Source organism: Streptomyces sp. NPDC004752 (assembly GCF_053601275.1).
The window spans coordinates 51224-73316 of the sequence record NZ_JBSGBN010000014.1; the positions used below are offsets into that span (position 1 = coordinate 51224).

Genomic DNA, 22093 nt, shown 5'->3' on the forward strand with positions numbered 1-22093 from the left:
TCCTCAGTAGGTGTCGTCGGTGTCCAGCAGGCCCTGGAGGGTCGAGGCCTCGTACTCGGTGCGGAAGATGCCGCGGCGTTGGAGTTCCGGGACGACGAGGTCGACGAAGAGGTCGGCCGGTCCGCGGTGGTAGGGGGGAAAGAGCTGGACGCCGTCGAGGACCTCCTCCTCCAGGTTCTCCTCCAGCCAGTCGGCGATGGTCCTCGCGTCGCCGACGACGGCCGGCTGCGCTGCGTGCCGGGCGCGCTGGACGTAGTGGTACAGCTCGCGCAGGGTGGCGTCCTCTCCGATCTGCGTGCTGAGAATCCGCCGCAGCAGTTCCCGGTCGTCCTTGGTGTCGTGCACACGGTCGCCGAGCAACGGCGAGAGCGCGTCATCCGCGAGCTGGTCGATGTCGACGATGTCGAGCACACGCTCACTGTCGCGGACCCTCGACAGGTCGATGCCAAGGGCCCGGGAGAACGCGGCCGGCAGAGTCTGTGTCAGTTGCAGGGCGTTGATCTCGTTGAACTTCGCGCGTGCTTCCCGGGCGGTGCCGCCCAGGTAGAAGGTGATCCCGGGGATGATCTTGAACTTCTCCGGGTCGCGTCCGTTGGCCGCGACGCGCTCCTTGAGCCTGCGGTACTCCTCCTTGCCACGGCTGATGCCGAAGTAGGGAGAGAACCGCACCTGCGCGAAGTCGGCGCCGTAGCGCAGGGACTCCTCGGAGAGGCCCACCTGGACGATCGGAATGTGGGACTGTACCGGCGGCGGGACGTTCAGCGGTCCGCGGACGTCGAAGTGCTCCCCGTGGAAGTCGATCTGGTGCCAGGAGCCCGGCCTTATCAGCGTGCCGCCCGGCTTGTCGTCGAGGAGGAAGTCGTGACCCCAGCTGTCGTACAGCAGTCGGTTGACGACTTCGGTGAACTCCCGGGCCCGCGCGTATTTCGTCTCCTCGCTCGGCACCGGGTTCTTGCCGTAGTTGCCGATCGGGTCACCGTCACGGTCGATGCCGAAGACGACGTTCAGCGCGGTGCGCCCCTGGTTGAAGTTGTCCAGCGTCGCTAACTGCCGGGCGACGCCGTAGGGGTGCTCGAAGGAGGAGTTGACCGACATCACGAACCCGAGGTTCTTCGTGATCGCCGCGGCATGTCCGGCGTACACGAAGTTGTCCCACCGGTAGATCCGGTTGAGGCGGTCGGGTTCGCTGCCCAGGGCGCTGCCGGCGAAGACGTAGTCCAGTTTGCCGCGCTCGGCGGTTCGGGCGATGTCGAGGATGACGCTGGGGTCGTGCAGACCGGCGTTGGTTGCCTCCGGCAGCCGCCAGGCGTCCAGGTCCCAGCCGGTGCCGTAGGCGGCCAGTCCCAGGCGGAGTTTGCGTCGGGAGCTCATGCGAATCGTTCCCCCGGGTCGGTCGCGGTGAAGCTGTTGGGAGGTGTGCCCAGGCCGAAGTGGCCGCGGAAGGTGTCCGTCGTGTACTCGGCGCGGTACACGCCGCGCTCCTGGAGGATGGGGACTACCTCGTTCGCGAAGCGCTCCAGCGGTTCCCACAGGTAGGGCACGCTCACGTTGAACCCCTCGGCGGCGCCGCGGTCGAACCAGTCGATCAGAGTGTCGGCGACGTGCTCGGCCGTCCCGATCACCAGCGGGAAGTTCCCTGCGATCGAAGCGCCCAGCACGTCCTTGACCCGCACACTGCCGCCCGCCACGGTGCGGCCGGTGCGCTGTGCCAGCGCCGTCAGCAGGGTGCGGCCGTAGCCGTTGAACCGGTCGGCGACGTCCGGCTTGACGGTGCCGTCGATGCCCAGCGGCCGCAGATCGACCCCGATGCGTTCCGACAGCGAGCGGACGCTGCGGGCTCCCTTGGGCAGCGGGAACCGGGAGGCGCTGATCCGGCCCCAGTCCGGCCCCGACCAGTACGCCTCCTCCTGATCGCCCTCGACGATGTCCTCGTCGAACGGCAGCAGGTCGTTCAACTCCTCGTACAGCTCGACGGCTTCCGCCCGGGTATCCGCGACGAGCGGTGTGATGCCCGGCAGGAAGAAGATCGGGTCCACCCGTCCGCGCAGGCGCTCTGCGCGTCGGCGTACGTCGGTGTTGAACGCGATCGAGTCCTCCGGCGTCGCGGGACCGGTGAAGTTCACGTCGGCCCACTTCGCGGTCAGCTCACGGGAGAGCTCGGAGGCGCCGGCGTACAGCAGCGGCACGTGACCCTGCGGAGGCCGCTCCAGCGGCAGCGTGCCGGCGACCTGGAAGTGCCTGCCCTGCCAGTCGAGCCGGTGCACCTTGGTGTCGTCGAGGTAGCGCCCGGCCTTCTTGTCCTGGAGGTAGGCGCCGTCCTCGATGCTGTCCCACAGCCGCTGCACGACGTGGATGAACTCGTCGGCGCGCTCGTAGCGGGCCGCGCCGCCCAGGTCGGCGAGGCTGAAGTTCCGGGCGGCCAGGTCGGAGGCGCCGAGCACGACGTTCCACGCCAGCCGTCCGCCGCTGAGATGGTCGAGGGACGCTGTCAGTCTCGCCAGGATGTACGGCTCGTAGAACGTCGGGTGCGCCGTGACGACGAGCCCGATCTTCGAGGAGTTGAGGGCGAGTTGGGAGGCCAGAGTGAACGGTTCGAGGCGGCCGGTGTTGTGGGTGGTGATCCATTGTTCGCCCACGATGTCGCCGGGGAGTGTGTCCCCGAGGAAGAAGAAGTCGAACTTCGCGTCCTCGACGATGCGCAGTGCCCTGGTCGCGTACTCCAGCTCGAAGGCCTGCGCCGTGGGTGCCTCCGGATGGCGCCAGCCGCCCCAGTGCGTGCCGTTGAGCCAGTGCATGTATCCCAGGTGAAGCTGCCGTTCGGGCATCATCTGTTCCCTTCTTCTGTAGATCCGCCGCGCCCCACGAGAACGGCCGGGTCGGGTGCGGCCGCACCGGGGATCGACGCCAGCAGCTCCTTGACGTAGTCGGTCCGCGGCTCGGTGAGGACGCCCAGGGCCGGACCGCGCTCGACTATCTGCCCGTGGTGCAGGACGACGATCTCGTCCGACACCTCGGCGATGACCCCCAGGTCGTGTGAGACGAAGACGTAGGTCAGCCCCAGCTCGCGCTGGAGCGAGTCGAGCAGGCCGAGGATCTGGCGCTGCACGGTCACGTCGAGGGCGGAGACGGGTTCGTCCAGGACGACGACGTCCGGCCGTGGTGCCAGCGCGCGGGCGATGGCCACCCGCTGCCGTTGGCCGCCCGAGAGTTCGGCGGTGTATCGGTCGGCGAGCGCGGCGTGCAGTCCGGTCATCTCCAGCAGTTCGGTGATCCTGCGCGCACGTTCCTGCGCCGACCCGTACCCATGGCCCCGGAGCGGCTCGTCGAGGATCGCGCGGACCGTGGAGCGCGGGTTCAGCGAGGCGAAGGGGTCCTGGTAGACCATCTGCACCTTGCGGTAGAGGCCGGCCTGTCCGGCGCCCCGGCGGTGGTGGACGACCGGTTCGCTGTCGATCTCGACCGAGCCGGCGTCCGCCGGGGTCAGCCCGGCGAGGATACGTACGAGGGTGGTCTTGCCCGATCCCGATTCGCCGACGATCCCCAGCGTGGTTCCCCTGCGCACCTGGAAGGACGCGTCGGCCACCGCGGTGACCGTGTCCGAGCCGCGGCGCGAGGCGAAGGTCTTTTCGACCTTCCTTGCTTCGACGGCCACCGGGGCGTCCGCGGGCACCGTCCGGAAGTACTCCAGCCGGGTTGTCGCGGCCTGCCTGCCCGAGAACCCGAGAGAGGAGGACCGCAACAGATCTTCCGTGTACGGGTCTCCCGGATCGGCGACGACCTCGTCGGTCCGCCCACTGCGTACGATCCGCCCGTCCTTCACCACCGCGATGTCGTCGGCCCGCTCCGCGGCGACGCCCAGATCGTGGGTGATGAGCAGGATGCCGAGGTTCTCGCTCTCCACGAGACTCGACAGGAGGTCGAGGATGGTCTTCTGCACCGTGACGTCGAGCGCGGTCGTCGGCTCATCGGCGATCAGGATCCGGGGCCTGGTACTCATCGCGGCGGCGATCAGCACCCGCTGGCACATTCCCCCGGACAGCTCGTGCGGATAGCGGCCGTACAGACGCGCGGGATCACGCAGTCCGACCTTCGCGAACAGGTCCAGGACCCGTTCCCGGCGCTCCGCACGCGAGCCCACGCCGTGCGCGCGCAACGGTTCCGCGGCCTGGACGCCCACCGGCAGAAGAGGGTTGAGGCCCAGGAGCGCGTCCTGGGGGATGTAGCCGATCTCCTTTCCGCGCACGGACCGGTACTGCCGCTCGGACAGCCCGGTGAGCGTACGGTCGCCCAGGACGACGTCGCCCGCGGTGATGCGCCCGTTCTCGGGGAGGGTCCCGGTGACGACCCGGCCGAGGGTGGACTTGCCGGAACCGGACTCGCCGACGACCGCCCGGACCGAGCCCGCCGCGACCTCCAGGCTCACTGTGTCGAGCACGGGTACCACGGCGCGGCCGGGGACGGTGAACTCGGCGCTCACGTCCCGCAGGCGCAACAACGGTGTGCTCTGCTCAGGCGACGACACGGGTCCTCCCTCGGTTGAACGACCTGCCGATGCGGTAGACCGCGAGCACAGTCAGCACGATGACCAGGCCGGGCAGCAGACTCAGCCACCACTGGACGCCGATGAACGTGCGTCCCTCGGCCACCAGAAGGCCCCACTCGGGCGTCGGCGGAGGCGCGCCAAGGCCCAGGAAGCTCAGGGCGGCGACGGTCAGGATCGCCGTGCCGATGTCCATGGTCGCCGCGGCCAGCACCGACCGGGACGCGTTGGGCACGACGTGCTTGAACAGGCGGCGGACGTAACCGTGCCCTGCGAAGACCGAGGCCTCGACGTACTTGGCGTTGCTCACCTTCAGCACCTCGGACCGCATCAGACGGGCGAAGCCGGCCGTGCTGTTGATACCGATGGCGACGGCGATGTTGAGCGTGCCGCGCCCCAGCGCGGAAATGATCGCGAGGGAGACGATGAGGCTCGGAACCGCCAGCATGATGTCGACGATCCGCATCAGCACGCTGTCGACCCGGCCGCGCAGCGCGCCCGCGACCAGACCAATCAGCGAGCCGCTCACCAGACCGATGACCACCGCGATGACCGCCGCCTGGAGGGACAGCCGAGTGCCCCACACAGCACGGGTGAACTGGTCACGCCCGAAGTCATCGGTGCCGAAGAGATGGTCGGGGCCCGGCGCGAACAGCATCTGCGACGCGTTCTGCCGCAGCGGGTCGCCGGAAGCGAACAGACCGGGATGGATCGCGGCGGCGAGGATCACGACGATCCACAGGTACGCCACGAGGAGTCCGGGCGAGCGCAGCAGCGTGGCCAGCCGCCCGCCCTGCTCCCGCAGCCGCCCGGCCGAAGGCGTGGGCGCCGCCGTTTCGAGAGTCGTCATGTCATCCGTCCCATTGGATCCGCTTGTCGAGCAGCGGGTAGACTGCGTCGACGACGAGGCTCACCACGACGAAGATCACCGCGCTCATCGTGACCGCGACCAGGACGACCGGCATGTCCCGGCCGTTCACGGCGTCGACCACGAGACGCCCCACACCGAGCCGCGAGAACACCGTCTCAGTCAGGACGGTGCCGCCGACCATCACGCCGACGGTGGTCCCCAGCGAGGTGATGACCGGCAGCGCCGCGTTCTTCAAGGCGTGCCGGACGACGATGTCGAATCGGCTGAGCCCCCAGCTGCGGGCCGTCTCGACGTACGGCGACGTCAGAGCGCCGCGGAGGTTGGCGGTCAGGAGCTGGGAGATGCTGCCGCCGCCGGCGACCGCGAGGGCGGTCGAGGCGATGAGCAGCCCGCCGAACCCCCGGTCGCTGACCGCCTTGATCCAGTGCAGCTGGAAGGCGAACACCTGCAGCAGCACGAGGCCCACCAGGAAGGGAGGCAGCGACACTGCGACCGGCGGCAGCGAGATGAGCAGCTCGCGCGCCCACTTCCAGTGGGTCAGCTCGATGACCACCGACAGCGTCACCCCCAGCACCACCGCCAGGAGCAGCCCGAGGAACGCCAGCTTGAGCGTCTCGGGGAAGGACTCGAAGTACACCTCCACCGCCGGTCGGCGTTGGTAGATGCTCTGGCCGAAGTCGCCCCGGAGGGCTCCGGTCAGCGCGTCCCAGTACTGCACCCACACGGGGCGGTTGAGACCGAGCAATTCGCGCTGCTCCGCCAGGAGTTGCTTGACGTCGGCGCCGTCGGCACCGGCCGTGAGACCGCCTGCCGCGTCACCGGGCACGACGTACAGCAGGAAGAACGCCCCGGTGAAAGCACCCCAGACCACGATCACGCCGTACAGAAGCCGAAGACCGTATCGTTTCATCGGTCTACTTCTTCGCCAGCCAGGCATTGATCAGGTACTGGTCGAGCCCGACGGGTGTGATGTCGTGCAGGCGCGGCGAGTGGGCCCAGATATCGACGTCGTTGGACACCGGCACGTCGTACGCCTGCTGGATGAGGATGCGGGACGCGCGGTCGACCAGTTCTTGACGCTTGTCCTTGTCGATGGTCTGGTTCTGCTCCTGGAGCAGCTTGTCGAGTTCCTTGCCTGTCTTGTCCTTGTCCGCGATGAAACTCCGGTCGGAGCCGTCCGTCGTGCCGTAATTGGCTCGCAGCACATCGGGGTCGGGGGAAGAGGCGTACCAGAAGGCGACGTCGTACTCACCGCTGAGCAGCTTCTCGTTCGCCTCGGCGTCCAGCGGCGGATCGAGGACGAGCTCGATGCCGAGCTTCTTCCACTGCTCCTGGAGGACCTGAAAGCTCGCGTCGTCCCGCGGGGCGCGCAGCGACAGCCGCTCGCCGTCCGCGTTGCGGCGGATGCCGTCGGATCCGATCTCAGTCCAGCCGGCCTGCTCCAGCAGCGACTTCGCCTTCTGCGCGTCGTATTTGAGGAACTTGCTCTGGTCGGAGTAGTAGGGGTTGGCCTTGCTCAGCGGGCCGGTCGCGGGCTGGTCCACGCCACCCGAGGCGATCTTGACGAGCTGCTCCCGGTCCACGCCTATCTGGAGCGCCTGGCGGACCCGCACGTCCTTCAGGAACTTGGAGGAGGTGTTCAGCGGCAGTTCGAGTCCGGTCGCGGGGTTGAGTGTCTTGGAGATCGTCAGCCCGGCGCTCTTCAGCTGCGAGACGTACTTGGCGTTCACCCAGTAGATGAACTGGAGTTCGTCGTCACCGATGACCGCGCCGTTGCGAACCGAGTCCTCGGGGATGATCTTGTAGACGACCTCGTCGAGATAGGCCGACCCGCTGTGCTCGAAGTATTTCGGCGCCCAGTTGTAGTCCTTGCGCTTCTTCAGCACGATGCGCTGGTTCGGGACGTACTCCTCCAGGTAAAAGGGGCCGGAGCCGTCCAGCCACTTCTGCCGCTTCTCGACCGGGAGTTCGGCCGTCTTCTGCGAGACGATGCCGACGTACGCACGCGACAGGGACGTCAGGAAGGCGGCGTTGGGCTCGGCGAACTCGACGGTGACCCGGTGCTCCGAGGGTGTCGTGATCTTGTTGATGCCCTGCACGATGGTCTTGGCGCTGGAATGGATGCCGGGCCGGTTCAGGCTCTCCAGGTTGGCCTTGACCACCTTGGCGGTGAGTTTGGTGCCGTCATGGAAGGTCACGTCGTCACGCAGGTCGAACGAATACGTTCGTGCGTCCTTGCTGACGGTCCAGCTCCTGGCGAGCCACGGCTCGACTTTCTTGGTCTGGGGGTTGTAGAACACGAGTGAGTCGGCCAGTGAGCGGGCCACCGTGCGCCAGACCTGGTTGACGACGGCGGCGTCGACGCCGCCGGGGTCGGCGCTGAGGCCGATGTTGAGCGTGCCTCCGTAGCGGTCCTTCTTGGCCACGCTGGCGGCTGCCTCACTCTGCCCACCGTTCCCCGAGCAGGCTGCGGTTGCGAAGAGCGCCGACATGGCGCCCACGGCGGCGAGCCGGCGCCACGGACGTGAACTGAACACGGCTTGTTGTTCCTCTCGATCGGCTCAGAGGCGAGCGGTAGCGGCTGCGTGGTCGTCAACGACGGCTCAGCGCTACGTAGTTGCACTTGCTTCAGGCGAAGGTGTGGCAGTGATACATAAGACTTCTCGTATCAAGGCTTGTGTCTCACATCCCGTGGGGTGTGGCTGACTTCGCATCAACACTCCTCAACCTGTGCATCTTTGCAGTTCAGGCCACCATGAGGCGCCGCTCGAGCCGGGGGAGTGGGGATGCCGCGTGATAACAGCTGGATACGGCTATCTCGTAGCCGATATGTTGACATGGGTGCGCGGGAAGTATCGTGACGACGGTGTTGCAGTCTCCTGAACGGGGAAACCGGAGTGGTGAAGTTCCCCCTGATAGGTTCAACTTCCTTGTTTCGCATCGGAATTCGCTGCTCGTGTACTCGATTCCGCGATCGGTGTGCATGAGGCAGCCGGACTGAAGATCGCCGCGGTCGGCGGCCATGCGCAAGGGCGTCGGTGACCAGTTCGGCGCGGTGGTGGCCGGCCATCGAGTATCCGATCACCTCGCGGGTCGCCAGGTCGATGACGGTCGCCAGGTAACCACCAGCCCTCGGACGTTCGGCGACGGCCGGCCGCGCGGCGAGCCACGAGTAGTAGCTGGAGCGGTTGATGCCCAGCACGCGGCACAACCGCGCGACACTGTAGCCATCGGGGTTCGCCTCGGTGGCCTTCTCCGCATCGACACCGGGACGGGCGGGCGCACTCCATTGAGGGTTTCCGCGCGGGCAACGAGGTGGGGTGCAAGGTCGGAGTACGGCCACGGGCTACGGCTTGCAACATCTCCGCCAGGGCTGCGAGTTCTCCGATTCGGCCGACGGGGGTGTCGAGGACCGCCGTGAACTCCGTGCGCACGCGGGCGGCCACGTCGGGAACGAGGAGGCTATTGGTGTGGCGGAGCCCCGCGTCATAGCCGAAGGGCACAAGCCCCCACCGCTGCCAGTCCAGCAGACACAGGGGTGCTCCGGTGAGGTTGCCCCAGTGCAGGTCGCCTCCGTACTCGTCGGAGCGTCAACATGATCACCGCGAATAACCCACAGTGGCGGCTCCGGTTCACGTCACCTCGACGAACCGCTGAGCCGCGTCGGCCCAGACCGGATGCGCTACGCATCTTGCAAACGTGGCTTTCCAGACAAAAAACGTGATCACTCATCAAGTTCCTTTACGAGGCGAATCGTTCCGTTGTGGGAGCGTCTCCATGCAGCGTTCCCCAGCGGAGAGGGGCCGGTTCTCCGCATCAGCCAGCGCATTCCTGCCGGCCACCAGGCGGCGCGCCCCCTCACCAGGCGGTGCGCCCCCCCTGTGCCGGGCTTCGTATGAAGGAGAATCTGTGATCTCGAAAAGCAAGAAGGCCGTATGTTCCATGGCCGCGGCGCTCGCCGCAGCAGCCGCGTTCACCGTCAGCGTGCCGAGCGGCACTGCCTTCGCCATCGACCACGTCCAATGCGTCGGCGGCGAGAACTTCCTGAAGATCTGGTCGCACCTCGACGGCCGGCAGAGCGTCGACTGCTACGCGAACGCGGGAAAGACCGACTTCGGCGGGTGGTGGGTCGACCGGATCTCCACGGGCAACAACGACCTGATCTACTACGACGCCAACGGTGACTCGGTGAAGATCGAACGCTGGCACGACATCACCTTCCCGAACCGCCCGCCGAGGGTCGTCGCTATCCAGATCCTGTGACAGCCTGACATCCGGCTGCCGGAAAGCGGGTTGGTCACGCTCTTGCGGGCGTGACCAGCATCGCCAACGTCCTGTCACGCGCTGAGCGGGAAGGGCCGCGTGCCAGGCGGTGATTCCCGATTGGCTGGACTGGCGCAGCTGCCACCGACCCCGACACCGGAATGGGTGGGCCCCACCCCAGCCAGCCGCGTCGCCGGCCTGCCCGGACAGCGCGCCTGGTCAGACCCTGGTCGAGTTCTTCGTGTGGGGGGGGGGGGGGGGGCGCCCGGCCGCCCCGCCCCCCCGCACCGCGCCACGTACGTGGACTCCTTCTACAGCAGCCCGAGTTCCACGGCCCGCGCCCCGGCCTGGAAGCGGGACCTGGCGCCGAGTTCGCGCATGATCTCGGCGACATGGCGCCGGTAGGTCCGCAGGGAGACGCTGAGTTCACGGGCTGCCACGTCGTCGGTGCGGCCGACCAGCAACCGCTCCAGGATCCGACGGGTCTGCTCGCTGCGCAGCCGCGGGCTGAGCGCGAGGTGGTCGTCAAGTCTGCGGCAACGAGACCAGGTACCCGCGAAAAGCAGCTCCAGGGCACGCGCCGCCGCGGCGTCGGCCACGACGGTCGCCTGACCGCCGCTGCCCGGTGCACCACAGACCATGGCCTGGGAGCCGTCCACCACGACCGCGTTGCGCAACCCGTCCTCCGAACAGCGCACTTCGAAGCGGGAGTCGGCGAAGTCGCCCAGGCCGGCGAGGAAGGCGCGGTCGGCGATCGGCGCGCTGAGCAGCACCCGCACCATCGGGCCGGGCTTCCGCGCGGCCAGCAGTTCCCTCACGGTGTCGCTGAACACATCGGCACTGGACAGCGAGACGCACACCGAGTGGCGGGCCTGGCCGAGGAGTTGAGCGAGGGCGTCACGGAGTGAGGAGACACTGGTGTGGATGCCGTCGGTCCCACCCATGGGGTGGGACCGACAGAGAGAGACAGTCGACTGTATGAGCGCTCGGGCCATCAGCAGGGCCTCTTCGACCTCCGCGGCCCCCGTCGCGACGGACGGGGCCCGCAGGTCTGACGAAGCAACAGCAACATTGATCACTAGTTCCCCCGGTTACGTACTAGCAAATCACACGTATTCGGCAACTTCGAACGAATCCGACATCGACGGCGCAACTCCCCAGGACCTTGCCCCAGGGAATGCGGTCATCGGATTGGTCGACGCGCGACTTAGTCAGCGCAAGCCACCAAAAGCGGGGGCAACATTATCCCGCCAATTCAGCATGGTCAAACAATGGTTGACGAATGCCCGAGCCGGAGGCAGCAACGATCTGCACCTCTCCCGAGATATCATTACCAGACCAAGGGGAAGTTGTTTCAATTCCCTGACAGCAAGATGCAGGCACCCGCCGGGCGCGCCCCCGCCCCCCATCACTCTGAGGTGCAAGAACATCGCTCCACGTGGTGACCATGTCCGGTTCCTGCCAGTCACCCCGCCCGCGGCCGACTGCGAATTCGTGAACATCCCTCATGTTCCTGAATTCCCCACGCCCGGCCACCGGAAGGCAATCGACGCCACATTCACGCGGCCGAAATCCGGGGGATGTAACCGTCTCGCCACAGCCAGCAATCGCACACGGCGCTCGGATGGTGAATCAAGTTGAAAGCAGAATCATATCCCGCCGTTCCCAAAACCTTCACGAATTCGAGGGGGGAGAGACCCTGGGTCATATCCCTGGTGGTGATGTAGGTGACCGTCCTCGCCGCCGGGCAGGAGGACGGGATTGCCCTCGCGCATCCCGACCAGTAAAGCGGTGGCGAGGCGGTCGACGACGATGTCATCGGACGACGGTGTCGTCAGGGCATTGCTGTCGCGATCAACTCCGCGTGCCCCTCGGGGGTCTGCGCGAACACGGTGTGCACGAAGCCCGGCCCACAAACGGATCGACTTGGCGCGGTTCGCGGCGGCGGGGCGGCGACGGCGGGGCGGCGTGGCAGCGGGGCGGCGACGATGTGGTGGCGGTGTAGCGACAGCGCTCCACCAGGACTGCCTGATGCACCACAACGCCCCCCGGCTCGGTCTCAGCACCGAACCGGGGGGCGTCCAGGTAGGCCGCGTGGGACTCGAACCCACAACCCACAGATTAAAAGTCTGCTGCTCTGCCAATTGAGCTAGCGGCCCGCGCGCCCAGCATAGCCGCATGGCCGGGCTGCCTTCACAGCACTATCCGCGATACCACGAGCCGAGCCCCGGACAGCCGCTGCCCGAATCTGCCGATCGGGTCAAAGGGGCCCTCCCCGGGGACGCCTCAGAGGGCGCGGCAGCGGACCTGGTCGGCGACGCCGGAAGGGCCCGTACGACCGGAGTCGTACGGGCCCTTCCGTGGCTCACTCGGCGTCAGCCGTTGCGCTTCCAGCGCGGCTTGTCCTCACGGCGCCCGAAGGAGCCGGAGCCGCGGTGGTCGTCGCGGCGGCCATACGGGCGGTCGTGGCTGCCGGCCCGGAAGCCCGGCCGGTCGCCCTGGCGGTCCCGGTTGAACGGACGGTCGCTGCCGCGGTGCCCGCCCCGGTCGTCCCGGCGGAAGCCGCCCCGGTCGTCCCGCCGCTCGAAGGAACGCCCACCCCGGTCACGGTCACGGTCGAAGGAACGGTCACGGTCACGGTCGAACGGACGACGGTCATCCCGTCGGTCATCCCGTCGGTCATCGCGTCGGTCATCGCGTCGGAAACCGCCACGCTCCTCACGCCGCTCGAAGGAACGACCGCCGCGGTCGTCCCGACGGAAACCGCCCCGGTCGTCCCGCCGCTCGAAGGAACGCCCACCCCGGTCACGGTCACGGTCGAACGGACGACGGTCATCGCGTCGGTCATCGCGACGGAAACCGCCACGCTCCTCACGCCGCTCGAAGCCACGGTCCCGATCCCGGTCACGGTCGCGATCCCGGTCACGGTCCCGGCTGAAACCGCCGCGCTCACCGCGCTCGGCTCGCTCCGGCCGCTCGGCCTCCGGCGCCGTCGGCTGCTCCGGCACGGACACCCCGGCCACCGCCTCGGCCGCCGACGCCTGGGCCTCGGCCACCGCGGCCTCCGGGTCCTCGCCGCGCTCGCGGGCAACCCTCGCGACCAGCCGGTCGGCCTCCTCGCGCAGCTCGGCCGCGCGCCGCTGGGCGCGCTCCAACTGCTTGGTGAGCTGGGCGACCTCGCGCTCGGCCTGCTGAGCGGCGTTGCCCGCGGACTCGGCCTGGACCTCGGTCATGGAGCGGGCGCCGGTGATCTCGGCGACCTCCGGGTCGAAGGCACCGGCGCCCTGGATGATGTGGCGCGCGGCGTCCACGCCCGCGTCCTCCATCAGGCGGAAGATCTGGCGCCGCTGGTGCGGCAGCGAGAGGGAGACGACCGTACCGGTGCGGCCCGCGCGGGCGGTACGGCCGGCCCGGTGCAGATAGTCCTTGTGGTCGCCCGCCGGGTCGACGTTCAGCACCAGGTCGATGCCGTCCACGTGGATACCGCGGGCGGCGACGTCCGTGGCGACCAGGACGTTGACGTACCCGTCCTTGAAGTCGGCCAGCGTCCGGGTGCGGGCGCCCTGGGTCATGCCGCCGTGCAGCGCGTCGGCCTTCACGCCCGCGTCGCGCAGCTGTTCGGCGACGCGGTCGGCGCCCAGCTGGGTGCGGACGAAGATGATGGTGCGGCCCTTGCGGGAGGCGATGGCCGCGGTGACCGGCGCCTTGTCCTTGGGCTTCACGATCAGGATGTGGTGGGACATCGTCGTGACCGCGCCCTGGGCCGCGTCCACCTCGTGCGCGACGGGCGCGGAGAGGTAGCGGTCTACGAGGGTCTGGATCTCGTTCTCCATGGTCGCGGAGAACAACATCCGCTGGCCGCCCGCCGGGACCTGGTCGAGCAGTTCGGTGACCTCGGGCAGGAAGCCCAGGTCGGACATCTGGTCCGCCTCGTCGAGGACGGTGATCCGCACATCGTCCAGGGAGCAGGCGCCGCGGTTGATGATGTCGCGCAGCCGGCCCGGGGTGGCGACGAGGATGTCGACGCCCTTCTCCAGGGCGTAGATCTGGTTGCCCATGGACGTACCGCCGCAGACGACCTTCATCTTCAGGCCGACGACGTCGCCGTACGGCTGGAGCGCGTCGGCGACCTGCATGGCCAGCTCACGGGTCGGGGTGAGAATGACGGCCCGCGGGCGCTTCTTCGCGGTGTGGCCGCCCGCCAGCGCGGCCAGGGTGGGCAGGCCGAAGGAGAGGGTCTTGCCGGAGCCGGTGCGGCCACGGCCGAGGATGTCCTTGCCGGCCAGGGCGTCCGGGATGGTCGCGGCCTGGATCGGGAACGGGACGGTCACGCCGTTCTGCGCCAGCTTGCGCACGACGCCCTCGGGCAGACCGAGGTCGGCGAAGGTGATCTCGGGGGTGTCAGCGGTCTCGTCGACCTCGGTCACCCCATCGGTCCGGGCGTCCTCGATGCTCTTCAAGGACTCGGTGTGCTCGGAGCTGCCCTCCGTGTGCTCGGAGCTGCCCTCCGTGTGCTCGGAGTCCTCGGTGTGTTCGGTGTGCTCGGACACGACGACGTGATCGGTGCTGTACACGGACATGCGAATGCGAAACCTTCCGGAGTCTCGTCGGCACGCGCCCGTCAACTCCGTGATGCGCAATACGACCGCCTCATGCGGTCAGCCACGGCAAAGGAGAGAACGCGCCACACGGCGCGCTCTGCGATGGCGCCGGGCAAATGGGATCAAACGATCTACCACCATACGCACCCACCACCCCCCAAGGCAAACCGAGCCCCGACCCCCGACCAACCGACACCCCCACCAGACCGACACCCCCACCCAACCGGAGCTGCGGTTCGACAGCGCCCCAAAGGGGCGCGGGGCTGTATCGATATGCGGCTCCGCCGCGATGGGGGTCCCCCCTGTTCGAGCGAAGCCGAGAACTTGGGGGAGCGACCGGCCACGACGGCGCCGCAGCCGCCCCACGACACATCGCGGCACATCACTCACACCCCACCCAGCGGAGCGCTCACGCCCGCCGCCGGGGCCGGCTCGCGCTGCACCAGCTGCGGGCCCGGCTCCTCGTGCGCCGACGAGGACGGCTCCGCGGTCGCCGGCGGGGGCGGCGAGACGGGCGGCTCCGGAGGCGGCGGCGTCGACGTCGGCTCGTCCGTGTGCGGGGCGGACGGCTGCCCCCCGGTCGGCGCCGGATCACCCGGCCCCTCGCTCCGCCGGGGCCCGGCCGGCGTCGCGGACGCGCTGCCCCCTCCCGACGGCGTGGCCGACGCGGACGCCGACTCCCCGGGCTTCCCCTTCCCGCCGCGCCCACGCTTGCCGTCACCGCCCTCCGCGCCCGCGTTCCCGGCACCGGCGCCCCCGGACACCGCCGAGCCGCCGCCCGGCGCCTTGCCGCCCTGCTGCCCGGCGGACCGCGACGGCCCGACCCGGCCGGCGTCCTCGCCGACGTGCACACAACCGGCGGCAGCGGCGGCGACGGCCAGCACCGTGGCGGCGATACGGACGGGTACGTACAAGGGGCGCACGGGAGCCACCTCCGAGGGCGGGCGGGTGAAGCAGTCAACCTGCCCAACTCCCGCCGCCCACAAGAGGACACGCGTCCGCCGCTCAGCCGTAGCCGAGCGCGTGCAGACGGGCGTCGCCGATCCCGAAATGATGGGCGATTTCATGCACCACGGTCACCTCGGTCTCCGCGACCACCTCCTCCCGCGTCTCGCACATCCGCAGCGTCGGCCCCCGGTAGATCGTGATCCGGTCCGGCAGCACGCCCGCGTACCACTCGCCGCGGTCCGTCAGCGGAGTCCCCTCGTACAGCCCGAGCAGCTCGGGGTCGTCGGCGGGCGGCTCGTCCTCGACGAACACCGCGACGTTGTCCATCAGCCGCGTCAGCTCGGGCGGGATCCGGTCGAGCGCCTCGGCGACCAGTTCCTCGAAGTCCTCGCGCGTCATCTCCAGCACAGGGCCATTGTCCGGTACGGGACGGCCGCAGGAGAGCCGTGGACCGCCGCATATCCGCTTCCACGCCTGGGCATACGGGACCAATGGCCCGCGTCCGCGTCTCCATGCCGAAACGCATCGTCTCCCTGACGAAGCACGTCGTCGCCGCAACGAAGCACGTCGCCGCCATGCCGAGGCGCGCCGCCGCCGTACCGAAGCGCGCCACTCCCGCACCGAAGCACGTCGCCCCCGCACCGAAACGCATCGCGTCCATACCGAAGCGCGGCCGAAAGAGGTCCCGCGACCTGCCCGCCCTCGAACTCGCCGCCCGGCCGCGCCCCTGGGCCCGCGCCCTCGGCCTGACGGCGGTGGTCCTGGCGGGCGCCTGGCTGGGGCTGCTGATCGTCGGCAACGTACGCGCCCCCATCGGGCCCATGAACACGACGATGACCCTGCGCCCCTCGCTCACCGGCGGCACGAAGATCAACGTCTCCCCGCTGGGCGCGCTGACCCTCGACAGCCATGTCGCGCCCGTCCGCCTGGACGTGAACGTCGACCAACTGGACCCGCTGCGCTCCCAGTCCCTGGTCGACCACCCCGAGCGACTGTCCGGCCTCCAGGACGAGGTCACCCGGGACGTCGAGCACGGCACACTCGACCTGGCCGTACGCTCCTGCGTCGCCGTCCTCGCCGGCGCCACCGCGCTCGGCCTCGCGGTCTACCGCCGCCCCCGCCGCGCCCTCACCGCCGGCGGCCTGGCGCTCGCTCTCCTCGCCGCCTCGGGCGTCACGGCGTACGCCACCTGGAACCCCAGGTCCGTCCTGGAGCCCAAGTTCTCGGGGCTGCTCTCCTCCGCGCCCTCCGTGGTCGGCAACGCCCGCAGCATCGTCACCGAATTCGACGTCTACCAGAAGGAATTGGCCCGTCTGGTGACAAACGTGACCAAGCTGTACGACGTCACCTCCACGCTCCCGGCCTACCAGCCGGACCCCACCACCATCCGGGCCCTGCACGTCTCCGACATCCACCTCAACCCGGCGAGCTGGAAGATCATCGCCTCACTGGTGGAGCAGTACAAGGTGAACGTGATCGTCGACTCCGGCGACACCATGGACCACGGCACGGCGGCGGAGAACGGCTTCCTGGACCCGATCGCCACCCTGGGCGTGCCCTATGTCTGGGTCCGCGGCAACCATGACTCACGCGTGACCCAGCGCTACCTGGAGCGCATGAAGAACGTGCACGTCCTGGACGACGGCCGGGCCCGGACGGTGGCCGGCCTGCGTTTCGCCGGCATCGGCGACCCGCAGTTCACGCCCGACCGCTCGGCTCCGCCCGGCGGCGACCGGGCGGAGCAGCTGGCCGGGGACCGGCTGGCCTCGGCGCTGCGCGACCAGCGGGCGGCCGGAACACCGGTGGACGTGGCCATCGCCCACGAGCCGTCGGCGGCCCGGGAGACGGACGGCGAGGTGCCCATCGTCCTCGCCGGCCATCTGCACCACGAGCAGACGGAGGTCATGAAGTACGGCACCCGGCTGCGCGTCGAGGGGTCGACCGGCGGCAGCGGTCTGCGTGCCGTGGAGGGCAGCCACCCGGACCCGATCGAGACCTCGATCCTCTACTTCGACCGGGACAGCCGACGCCTCCAGGCATGGGACGAGATCGAGCTGGGCGGGCTGGGACTGACAACCGCCGAGGTCAGCCGCCATCTGCCGGAGGGGGACAGCCCTGAGTGGCCTCCGCTAACCAATTTGGCCCAGCTCCGAACGACGTAGTAGAGTCACGTCGTGCCCAAGGGCAACCGGTCAGGGCTTGACCGTCCCGATCTCCGCGAGGAGTGAGGGAGAAGCAGAACCTTTCGGGGGAAAGCGGAGTCACATGCTTCAACCGTCCCCTGGTGGACGCCCGGACGAAGCAGAGCAGCACCTGGTAGTACGCCCTCATCGTCTAGCGGCCCAGGACGCCGCCCTTTCAAGGCGGTAGCACGGGTTCGAATCCCGTTGGGGGCACGCAACGCCGTGTGCGACACTGTCGCACACAACGCAAGGTCCTGTGGAGCAGTTTGGAGTGCTCGCCACCCTGTCAAGGTGGAGGCCGCGGGTTCAAATCCCGTCAGGACCGCAAAGATCTTGCAATAGGTCTTGATGGCTGGGTAGCTCAGTTGGTACGAGCGATCGCCTGAAAAGCGATAGGTCGCCGGTTCGATCCCGGCCCCAGCCACAGCGAAGGCCCCGATCTCCGGATCGGGGCCTTGTTCTGTCCCCGGCGCTGCGTCCTATGCCCGGCGCTGCGTCCTATGCCCGGTGCTTCACGATGAGTGCATCCAGGGCCAGGGCGGATCAAGGTGCTGATCCGGCGATCGGTCACCGATCGCCGGATCGAGTGATCGCGGGGCCGGTGGGCGTTCCTGCCCGTTCCAAATCCGTTAGCCACGGATTTCTCCGGGATGAGATCCTGGGTCGCGTATGTCTACGCATCCTGCCCTCGGGGCACAAACCCTCGGCGTCCTCGCCCCCCGCCTGACCGAGTTGTCGCTGCGTGATGCGCATCGGCTCGGGCGCAGGCTCGAAGGTGCGCGCAAGATCCGTAAGCCGGAGGCCCGTGCCGCCGTTCTCGCCGAGATCGAGGCCGAGGTCATCGAGGCCGAGGAGCGGATGGCCGGGCGGCGCTCGCGCGTGCCCGCGGTCGACTACCCCGAGCAGCTGCCCGTCAGCCAGAAGAAGGACGAGATCGCGGCGGCCATCCGCGATCACCAGGTCGTCATCGTCGCCGGTGAGACCGGTTCCGGCAAGACGACGCAGATCCCGAAGATCTGCCTGGAGCTGGGCCGCGGCGTCCGCGGGATGATCGGGCACACCCAGCCCCGCCGGATCGCCGCCCGTACGGTCGCCGAGCGGGTGGCCGAGGAGCTGAAGACGCCGCTCGGCGAGTCGGTCGGCTGGAAGGTGCGCTTCACCGACCAGGTCGACCCGGACGGCACCTTCATCAAGCTGATGACGGACGGCATCCTGCTCGCCGAGATCCAGACCGACCGCGAGCTGCGCGGCTACGACACGATCATCATCGACGAGGCCCACGAGCGGTCCCTGAACATCGACTTCCTGCTCGGCTACCTGGCCCGGCTGCTGCCGAGGCGGCCGGATCTGAAGGTCGTCATCACCTCGGCGACCATCGATCCGGAGCGGTTCTCCCGGCATTTCGGCGATGCCCCGATCATCGAGGTCAGCGGGCGGACGTATCCGGTGGAGGTGCGTTACCGGCCGCTGCTGGAGGAGGACGGCGACGACGCCGACCGGGACCAGATCACCGCGATCACGGACGCGGTCGAGGAGCTGATGGCGGAGGGCCGCGGCGATGTCCTCGTCTTCCTGTCCGGTGAGCGGGAGATCCGGGACACGGCGGACGCGTTGGAGAAGAAGAGATACCGGTTCACGGAGGTCCTGCCGCTGTATGCCCGGCTCTCGCACGCCGAGCAGCACCGGGTCTTCCAGCCGCACACCGGTCGCCGGATCGTGCTGGCGACCAATGTCGCCGAGACCTCCCTCACCGTGCCGGGCATCAAGTACGTCATCGACCCCGGTTTCGCCCGGATCTCCCGCTACAGCCACCGCACGAAGGTGCAGCGGCTGCCCATCGAGCCGATCTCCCAGGCGAGCGCGAACCAGCGCAAGGGCCGCTGTGGCCGTACATCGGACGGCATCTGCATCCGGCTGTACTCCGAGGACGACTTCGACGCCCGGCCGGAGTTCACCGACGCCGAGATCCTGCGCACCAACCTCGCCTCTGTCATTCTGCAGATGACCGCGGCGGGCCTCGGCGACATCGAGAGGTTCCCGTTCATCGATCCGCCGGACCACCGCAACATCCGCGACGGCGTGCAGTTGCTCCAGGAGTTGGGGGCGCTGGACCCGGCGGAGAAGGATCCGCGCAAGCGGCTCACGCAGACCGGTCGCACGCTGGCCCAGCTGCCCGTGGACCCGCGGCTGGCCCGCATGGTCCTGGAGGCCGACCGCAACGGCTGTGTGCGCGAGGTCATGGTGATAGCGGCCGCGCTGTCCATCCAGGACCCGCGCGAGCGTCCGGCGGACAAGCAGACCCAGGCCGATCAACAGCACGCCCGGTTCAGGGACGAGACGAGCGACTTCCTCGCCTACCTGAATCTGTGGCGCTATGTCCGTGAGCAGCAGAAGGAGCGGGGTTCCTCGTCGTTCCGCCGGATGTGCAAGCAGGAGTTCCTGAACTTCCTGCGGATCCGGGAGTGGCAGGACATCTATACGCAACTGCGAACGGTCGCCAAGCAGATGGGCATCCATCTCAACGAGGAGGACGCGCCCGCCGACCGAGTGCATGTCTCGCTGCTCGCCGGCCTGCTGTCGCACATCGGGATGAAGGACGTGAAGGGCGCCGGCGCGGAGAGCGGCAGGGGCGGCGCGAAGAACGAGTATCTGGGCGCCCGGAACGCCAAGTTCGCGATCTTCCCGGGCTCGGCGCTGTTCAAGAAGGCGCCGCGGTTCGTGATGTCGGCGGAGCTGGTGGAGACGAGTCGGCTCTGGGCCCGGGTCAATGCCCGGATCGAACCGGAGTGGGTCGAGCCGCTCGCCGGCCATCTGGTGAAACGGACGTACAGCGAGCCGCACTGGGAGAAGGACCAGGCGGCGGTGATGGCGTACGAGAAGGTGACGCTGTACGGCGTCCCGATCGTCACCGACCGCAAGGTCAACTACGGCCGGATCGACGCGGAGGCGAGCCGCGAGCTGTTCATCCGGAACGCGCTCGTCGAGGGCGACTGGCGCACCCACCACAAGTTCTTCGCGGACAACCGCAGGCTGCTCAGCGAGGTCGAGGAACTGGAGCATCGGGCGCGGCGCCGGAACATCGTCGTGGACGACGACGCGCTGTTCGACTTCTACGACCAACGGGTGCCCGAACACGTGGTGTCCGGGGCGCACTTCGACTCCTGGTGGAAGGGGAAACGGCATGAGCAGCCGGACTTCCTCGACTTCGAGCGGGAGATGCTGATCCGCGAGTCGGCGGAGGCGGTCACCAAGGCGGACTATCCCGACTCCTGGCGCCAGGGGCCCCTCAAGTTCCGGGTGACGTACCAGTTCGAGCCGGGCGCGGACGCGGACGGCGTGACCGTGCATGTCCCGCTTCAGGTCCTCAACCAGGTCACGGCCGAGGGCTTCGACTGGCAGATCCCGGGGCTGCGCGAGGAGGTGGTCACGGAGCTGATCCGTTCGCTGCCGAAGCCGGTCCGGCGCAACTACGTGCCCGCGCCGAACTTCGCGAAGGCGTTCCTGGAGCGGGCCGTGCCCATGCAGGAGCCGCTGACGGTCACCATGGCGCGCGAGCTGAGGCGGATGGTGGGGGTGCCGTTCGAGGCGGACGACTTCGACTGGGCGAAGGTCCCCGACCATCTGAAGATCACGTTCCGGATCGTCGACGAGCGGCGTCGGGGGCTCGCCGAGGACAAGGACCTGGAGGCGCTGCGGCTGCGGCTGAAGCCGAAGGCCAGGCAGGCGCTGTCGCAGGCAGCGGCGGCGACGGCCGTGCGGATGGGCGGCGAGTCGCTGGAGCGGGCGGGGCTGACCGACTGGACGATCGGGGCGCTCACCCGGGTCTTCGAGACGCGCCGGGCCGGCCAGCCGGTGAAGGCGTACCCGGCGCTGGTGGACGACGGCGACACGGTCTCCGTACGGCTCTTCGACACGGAGGCGGAGCAGGCCGAGGCGATGTGGCGGGGCACCCGCCGGCTGATCCTGCGCAATATCCCGGTCAGCCCGGCGAAGTTCGCCGCGGAGCAGCTGACGAACGCCAAGAAGCTCGCCCTGTCCGCGAATCCGCACGGCTCCGTGCAGGCGTTGTTCGATGACTGTGCGATGGCGGCGGCGGACCGGCTGATCGCCGACCTCGGTGGTCCGGTGTGGGACGAGGAGTCGTATCGGAAGCTGTACGACAAGGTGCGCGCGGAGATCGTCGACACGACGGTGCGGACGGTGGGTCAGGTGCAGCAGGTGCTGGCCGCCTGGCAGTCCTGTGAGCGCCGGTTGAAGGCGGTGCGCAGCCCGACGCTGCTGCCGAACCTGGCGGACGTCAGGGCACAGTTGGACGCCTTGGTGAAGCCGGGCTTCGTGACGTGGGCGGGGGTACGGCGGCTGCCCGATCTGATGCGTTACCTGGTGGCGGCGGACCGGCGGCTCCAGCAGATGGCGACGGGCGTCCAGCGGGACTCCACGCGCATGGCGAAGGTGCACGAGATGCAGGACGAGTACGCGTGGCTGCTGGAGCAGTTCCCGCAGGGCCGTCCGGTGCCGGCCGCGGCCCTGGACATCCGGTGGATGATCGAGGAGCTGCGGGTGAGCTATTTCGCGCATGCGCTCGGCACGGCCTACCCGGTGTCGGACAAGCGGATCGTGAAGGCGATCGACGCCGTCGTCCCGTGATCGCATCGGTACGCTGGGTGAGTTCGACCAGGAGGCGCAC

General features: G+C 68.7%; 13 protein-coding genes and 4 tRNA genes. 6 read left to right on the forward strand and 11 right to left on the reverse strand.

Annotated elements, in window-relative coordinates; genetic code table 11:
* Nucleotides 1–3: 3 nt before the first annotated feature.
* Genes ACWEKM_RS08525 through ACWEKM_RS08550 form a run of 6 tightly spaced genes read right to left on the reverse strand, consistent with a single transcriptional unit; the run spans nucleotide 4 to nucleotide 7948 of the window.
* Nucleotides 4–1371: an NtaA/DmoA family FMN-dependent monooxygenase gene (locus ACWEKM_RS08525; RefSeq protein ID WP_451620407.1), complete on the reverse strand. Its 1368-nt coding sequence runs from the start codon at nucleotides 1369–1371 to the stop codon at nucleotides 4–6.
* Nucleotides 1368–2825, reverse strand: a complete 1458-nt coding sequence (locus tag ACWEKM_RS08530; protein ID WP_451620408.1) for an NtaA/DmoA family FMN-dependent monooxygenase — start codon at nucleotides 2823–2825, stop codon at nucleotides 1368–1370. The genes ACWEKM_RS08525 and ACWEKM_RS08530 overlap by 4 nt, the downstream gene beginning before the upstream one ends.
* Entirely contained in the window at nucleotides 2825–4522 is a 1698-nt protein-coding gene (locus ACWEKM_RS08535; protein WP_451620409.1) for a dipeptide ABC transporter ATP-binding protein, read from the reverse strand. Before ACWEKM_RS08535 ends, ACWEKM_RS08530 begins: the two co-directional genes overlap by 1 nt.
* The gene (locus tag ACWEKM_RS08540) at nucleotides 4509–5390 is read right to left on the reverse strand and encodes an ABC transporter permease (protein WP_451620410.1); all 882 of its coding nucleotides are present in this window, start codon (nucleotides 5388–5390) and stop codon (nucleotides 4509–4511) included. The genes ACWEKM_RS08535 and ACWEKM_RS08540 overlap by 14 nt, the downstream gene beginning before the upstream one ends.
* 1 nt (nucleotide 5391) lies before the next feature.
* Nucleotides 5392–6321 (reverse strand): ABC transporter permease, encoded by a 930-nt coding sequence (locus ACWEKM_RS08545; protein ID WP_451620411.1) that lies wholly within the window; start codon nucleotides 6319–6321, stop codon nucleotides 5392–5394.
* 4 nt (nucleotides 6322–6325) lie between these two features.
* Nucleotides 6326–7948 (reverse strand): ABC transporter substrate-binding protein, encoded by a 1623-nt coding sequence (locus tag ACWEKM_RS08550; RefSeq protein WP_451620412.1) that lies wholly within the window; start codon nucleotides 7946–7948, stop codon nucleotides 6326–6328.
* 1405 nt (nucleotides 7949–9353) lie between these two features.
* Here ACWEKM_RS08550 and ACWEKM_RS08555 point away from each other — a divergent pair.
* Nucleotides 9354–9674 carry a beta/gamma crystallin domain-containing protein gene (locus ACWEKM_RS08555; protein WP_451620456.1) on the forward strand — a complete coding sequence of 107 codons (321 nt, stop codon included), beginning with the start codon at nucleotides 9354–9356 and terminating at the stop codon, nucleotides 9672–9674.
* A 311-nt stretch (nucleotides 9675–9985) separates the two neighbouring features.
* Here ACWEKM_RS08555 and ACWEKM_RS08560 read toward each other — a convergent pair whose 3' ends face one another.
* From ACWEKM_RS08560 to ACWEKM_RS08580, 5 genes are all read right to left on the reverse strand, one after another.
* Nucleotides 9986–10618, reverse strand: a complete 633-nt coding sequence (locus ACWEKM_RS08560; RefSeq protein ID WP_451620413.1) for a DNA-binding response regulator — start codon at nucleotides 10616–10618, stop codon at nucleotides 9986–9988.
* 1142 nt (nucleotides 10619–11760) lie between these two features.
* Nucleotides 11761–11833: transfer RNA gene (locus ACWEKM_RS08565), tRNA-Lys, on the reverse strand.
* Between the two features lie 216 nt (nucleotides 11834–12049).
* Nucleotides 12050–14254: a DEAD/DEAH box helicase gene (locus tag ACWEKM_RS08570; RefSeq protein ID WP_451620414.1), complete on the reverse strand. Its 2205-nt coding sequence runs from the start codon at nucleotides 14252–14254 to the stop codon at nucleotides 12050–12052.
* Nucleotides 14255–14661: 407 nt separating this feature from the next.
* Nucleotides 14662–15198 (reverse strand): hypothetical protein, encoded by a 537-nt coding sequence (locus tag ACWEKM_RS08575; protein WP_451620415.1) that lies wholly within the window; start codon nucleotides 15196–15198, stop codon nucleotides 14662–14664.
* An 82-nt stretch (nucleotides 15199–15280) separates the two neighbouring features.
* Nucleotides 15281–15631, reverse strand: a complete 351-nt coding sequence (locus ACWEKM_RS08580) for a metallopeptidase family protein (protein ID WP_451620416.1) — start codon at nucleotides 15629–15631, stop codon at nucleotides 15281–15283.
* Between the two features lie 83 nt (nucleotides 15632–15714).
* On the opposite strand from ACWEKM_RS08580, the gene ACWEKM_RS08585 reads away from it, so the two are divergent.
* The 5 genes from ACWEKM_RS08585 to hrpA all read left to right on the forward strand — a co-directional run bounded on the left by ACWEKM_RS08585 (nucleotide 15715) and on the right by hrpA (nucleotide 22053).
* Nucleotides 15715–17385 (forward strand): metallophosphoesterase family protein, encoded by a 1671-nt coding sequence (locus ACWEKM_RS08585; protein ID WP_451620417.1) that lies wholly within the window; start codon nucleotides 15715–15717, stop codon nucleotides 17383–17385.
* A gap of 161 nt (nucleotides 17386–17546) precedes the next feature.
* Nucleotides 17547–17619, forward strand: a tRNA-Glu gene (locus ACWEKM_RS08590).
* A 37-nt stretch (nucleotides 17620–17656) separates the two neighbouring features.
* Nucleotides 17657–17731 (forward strand) — tRNA-Asp (locus tag ACWEKM_RS08595).
* A gap of 25 nt (nucleotides 17732–17756) precedes the next feature.
* A tRNA-Phe gene (locus ACWEKM_RS08600) sits at nucleotides 17757–17830 on the forward strand.
* Between the two features lie 245 nt (nucleotides 17831–18075).
* Complete coding sequence (hrpA, locus tag ACWEKM_RS08605; RefSeq protein WP_451620418.1) at nucleotides 18076–22053, forward strand: ATP-dependent RNA helicase HrpA; 3978 nt, start codon at nucleotides 18076–18078, stop codon at nucleotides 22051–22053.
* The last annotated feature ends 40 nt before the right edge of the window (nucleotides 22054–22093 follow it).

What these genes read in the sequence shown, in the direction of transcription:
- ACWEKM_RS08525 (WP_451620407.1), bottom strand. Translation starts at nt 1,371, where the DNA reads ATGAGCTCCCGACGCAAACTCCGCCTGGGACTGGCCGCCTACGGCACC.
- ACWEKM_RS08530 (WP_451620408.1), bottom strand. Translation starts at nt 2,825, where the DNA reads ATGCCCGAACGGCAGCTTCACCTGGGATACATGCACTGGCTCAACGGC.
- ACWEKM_RS08540 (WP_451620410.1), bottom strand. Translation starts at nt 5,390, where the DNA reads ATGACGACTCTCGAAACGGCGGCGCCCACGCCTTCGGCCGGGCGGCTG.
- ACWEKM_RS08545 (WP_451620411.1), bottom strand. Translation starts at nt 6,321, where the DNA reads ATGAAACGATACGGTCTTCGGCTTCTGTACGGCGTGATCGTGGTCTGG.
- ACWEKM_RS08555 (WP_451620456.1), top strand. Translation starts at nt 9,354, where the DNA reads ATGGCCGCGGCGCTCGCCGCAGCAGCCGCGTTCACCGTCAGCGTGCCG.
- ACWEKM_RS08560 (WP_451620413.1), bottom strand. Translation starts at nt 10,618, where the DNA reads ATGGGTGGGACCGACGGCATCCACACCAGTGTCTCCTCACTCCGTGAC.
- ACWEKM_RS08570 (WP_451620414.1), bottom strand. Translation starts at nt 14,254, where the DNA reads ATGTCCGTGTACAGCACCGATCACGTCGTCGTGTCCGAGCACACCGAA.
- ACWEKM_RS08585 (WP_451620417.1), top strand. Translation starts at nt 15,715, where the DNA reads ATGGCCCGCGTCCGCGTCTCCATGCCGAAACGCATCGTCTCCCTGACG.
- hrpA (WP_451620418.1), top strand. Translation starts at nt 18,076, where the DNA reads ATGTCTACGCATCCTGCCCTCGGGGCACAAACCCTCGGCGTCCTCGCC.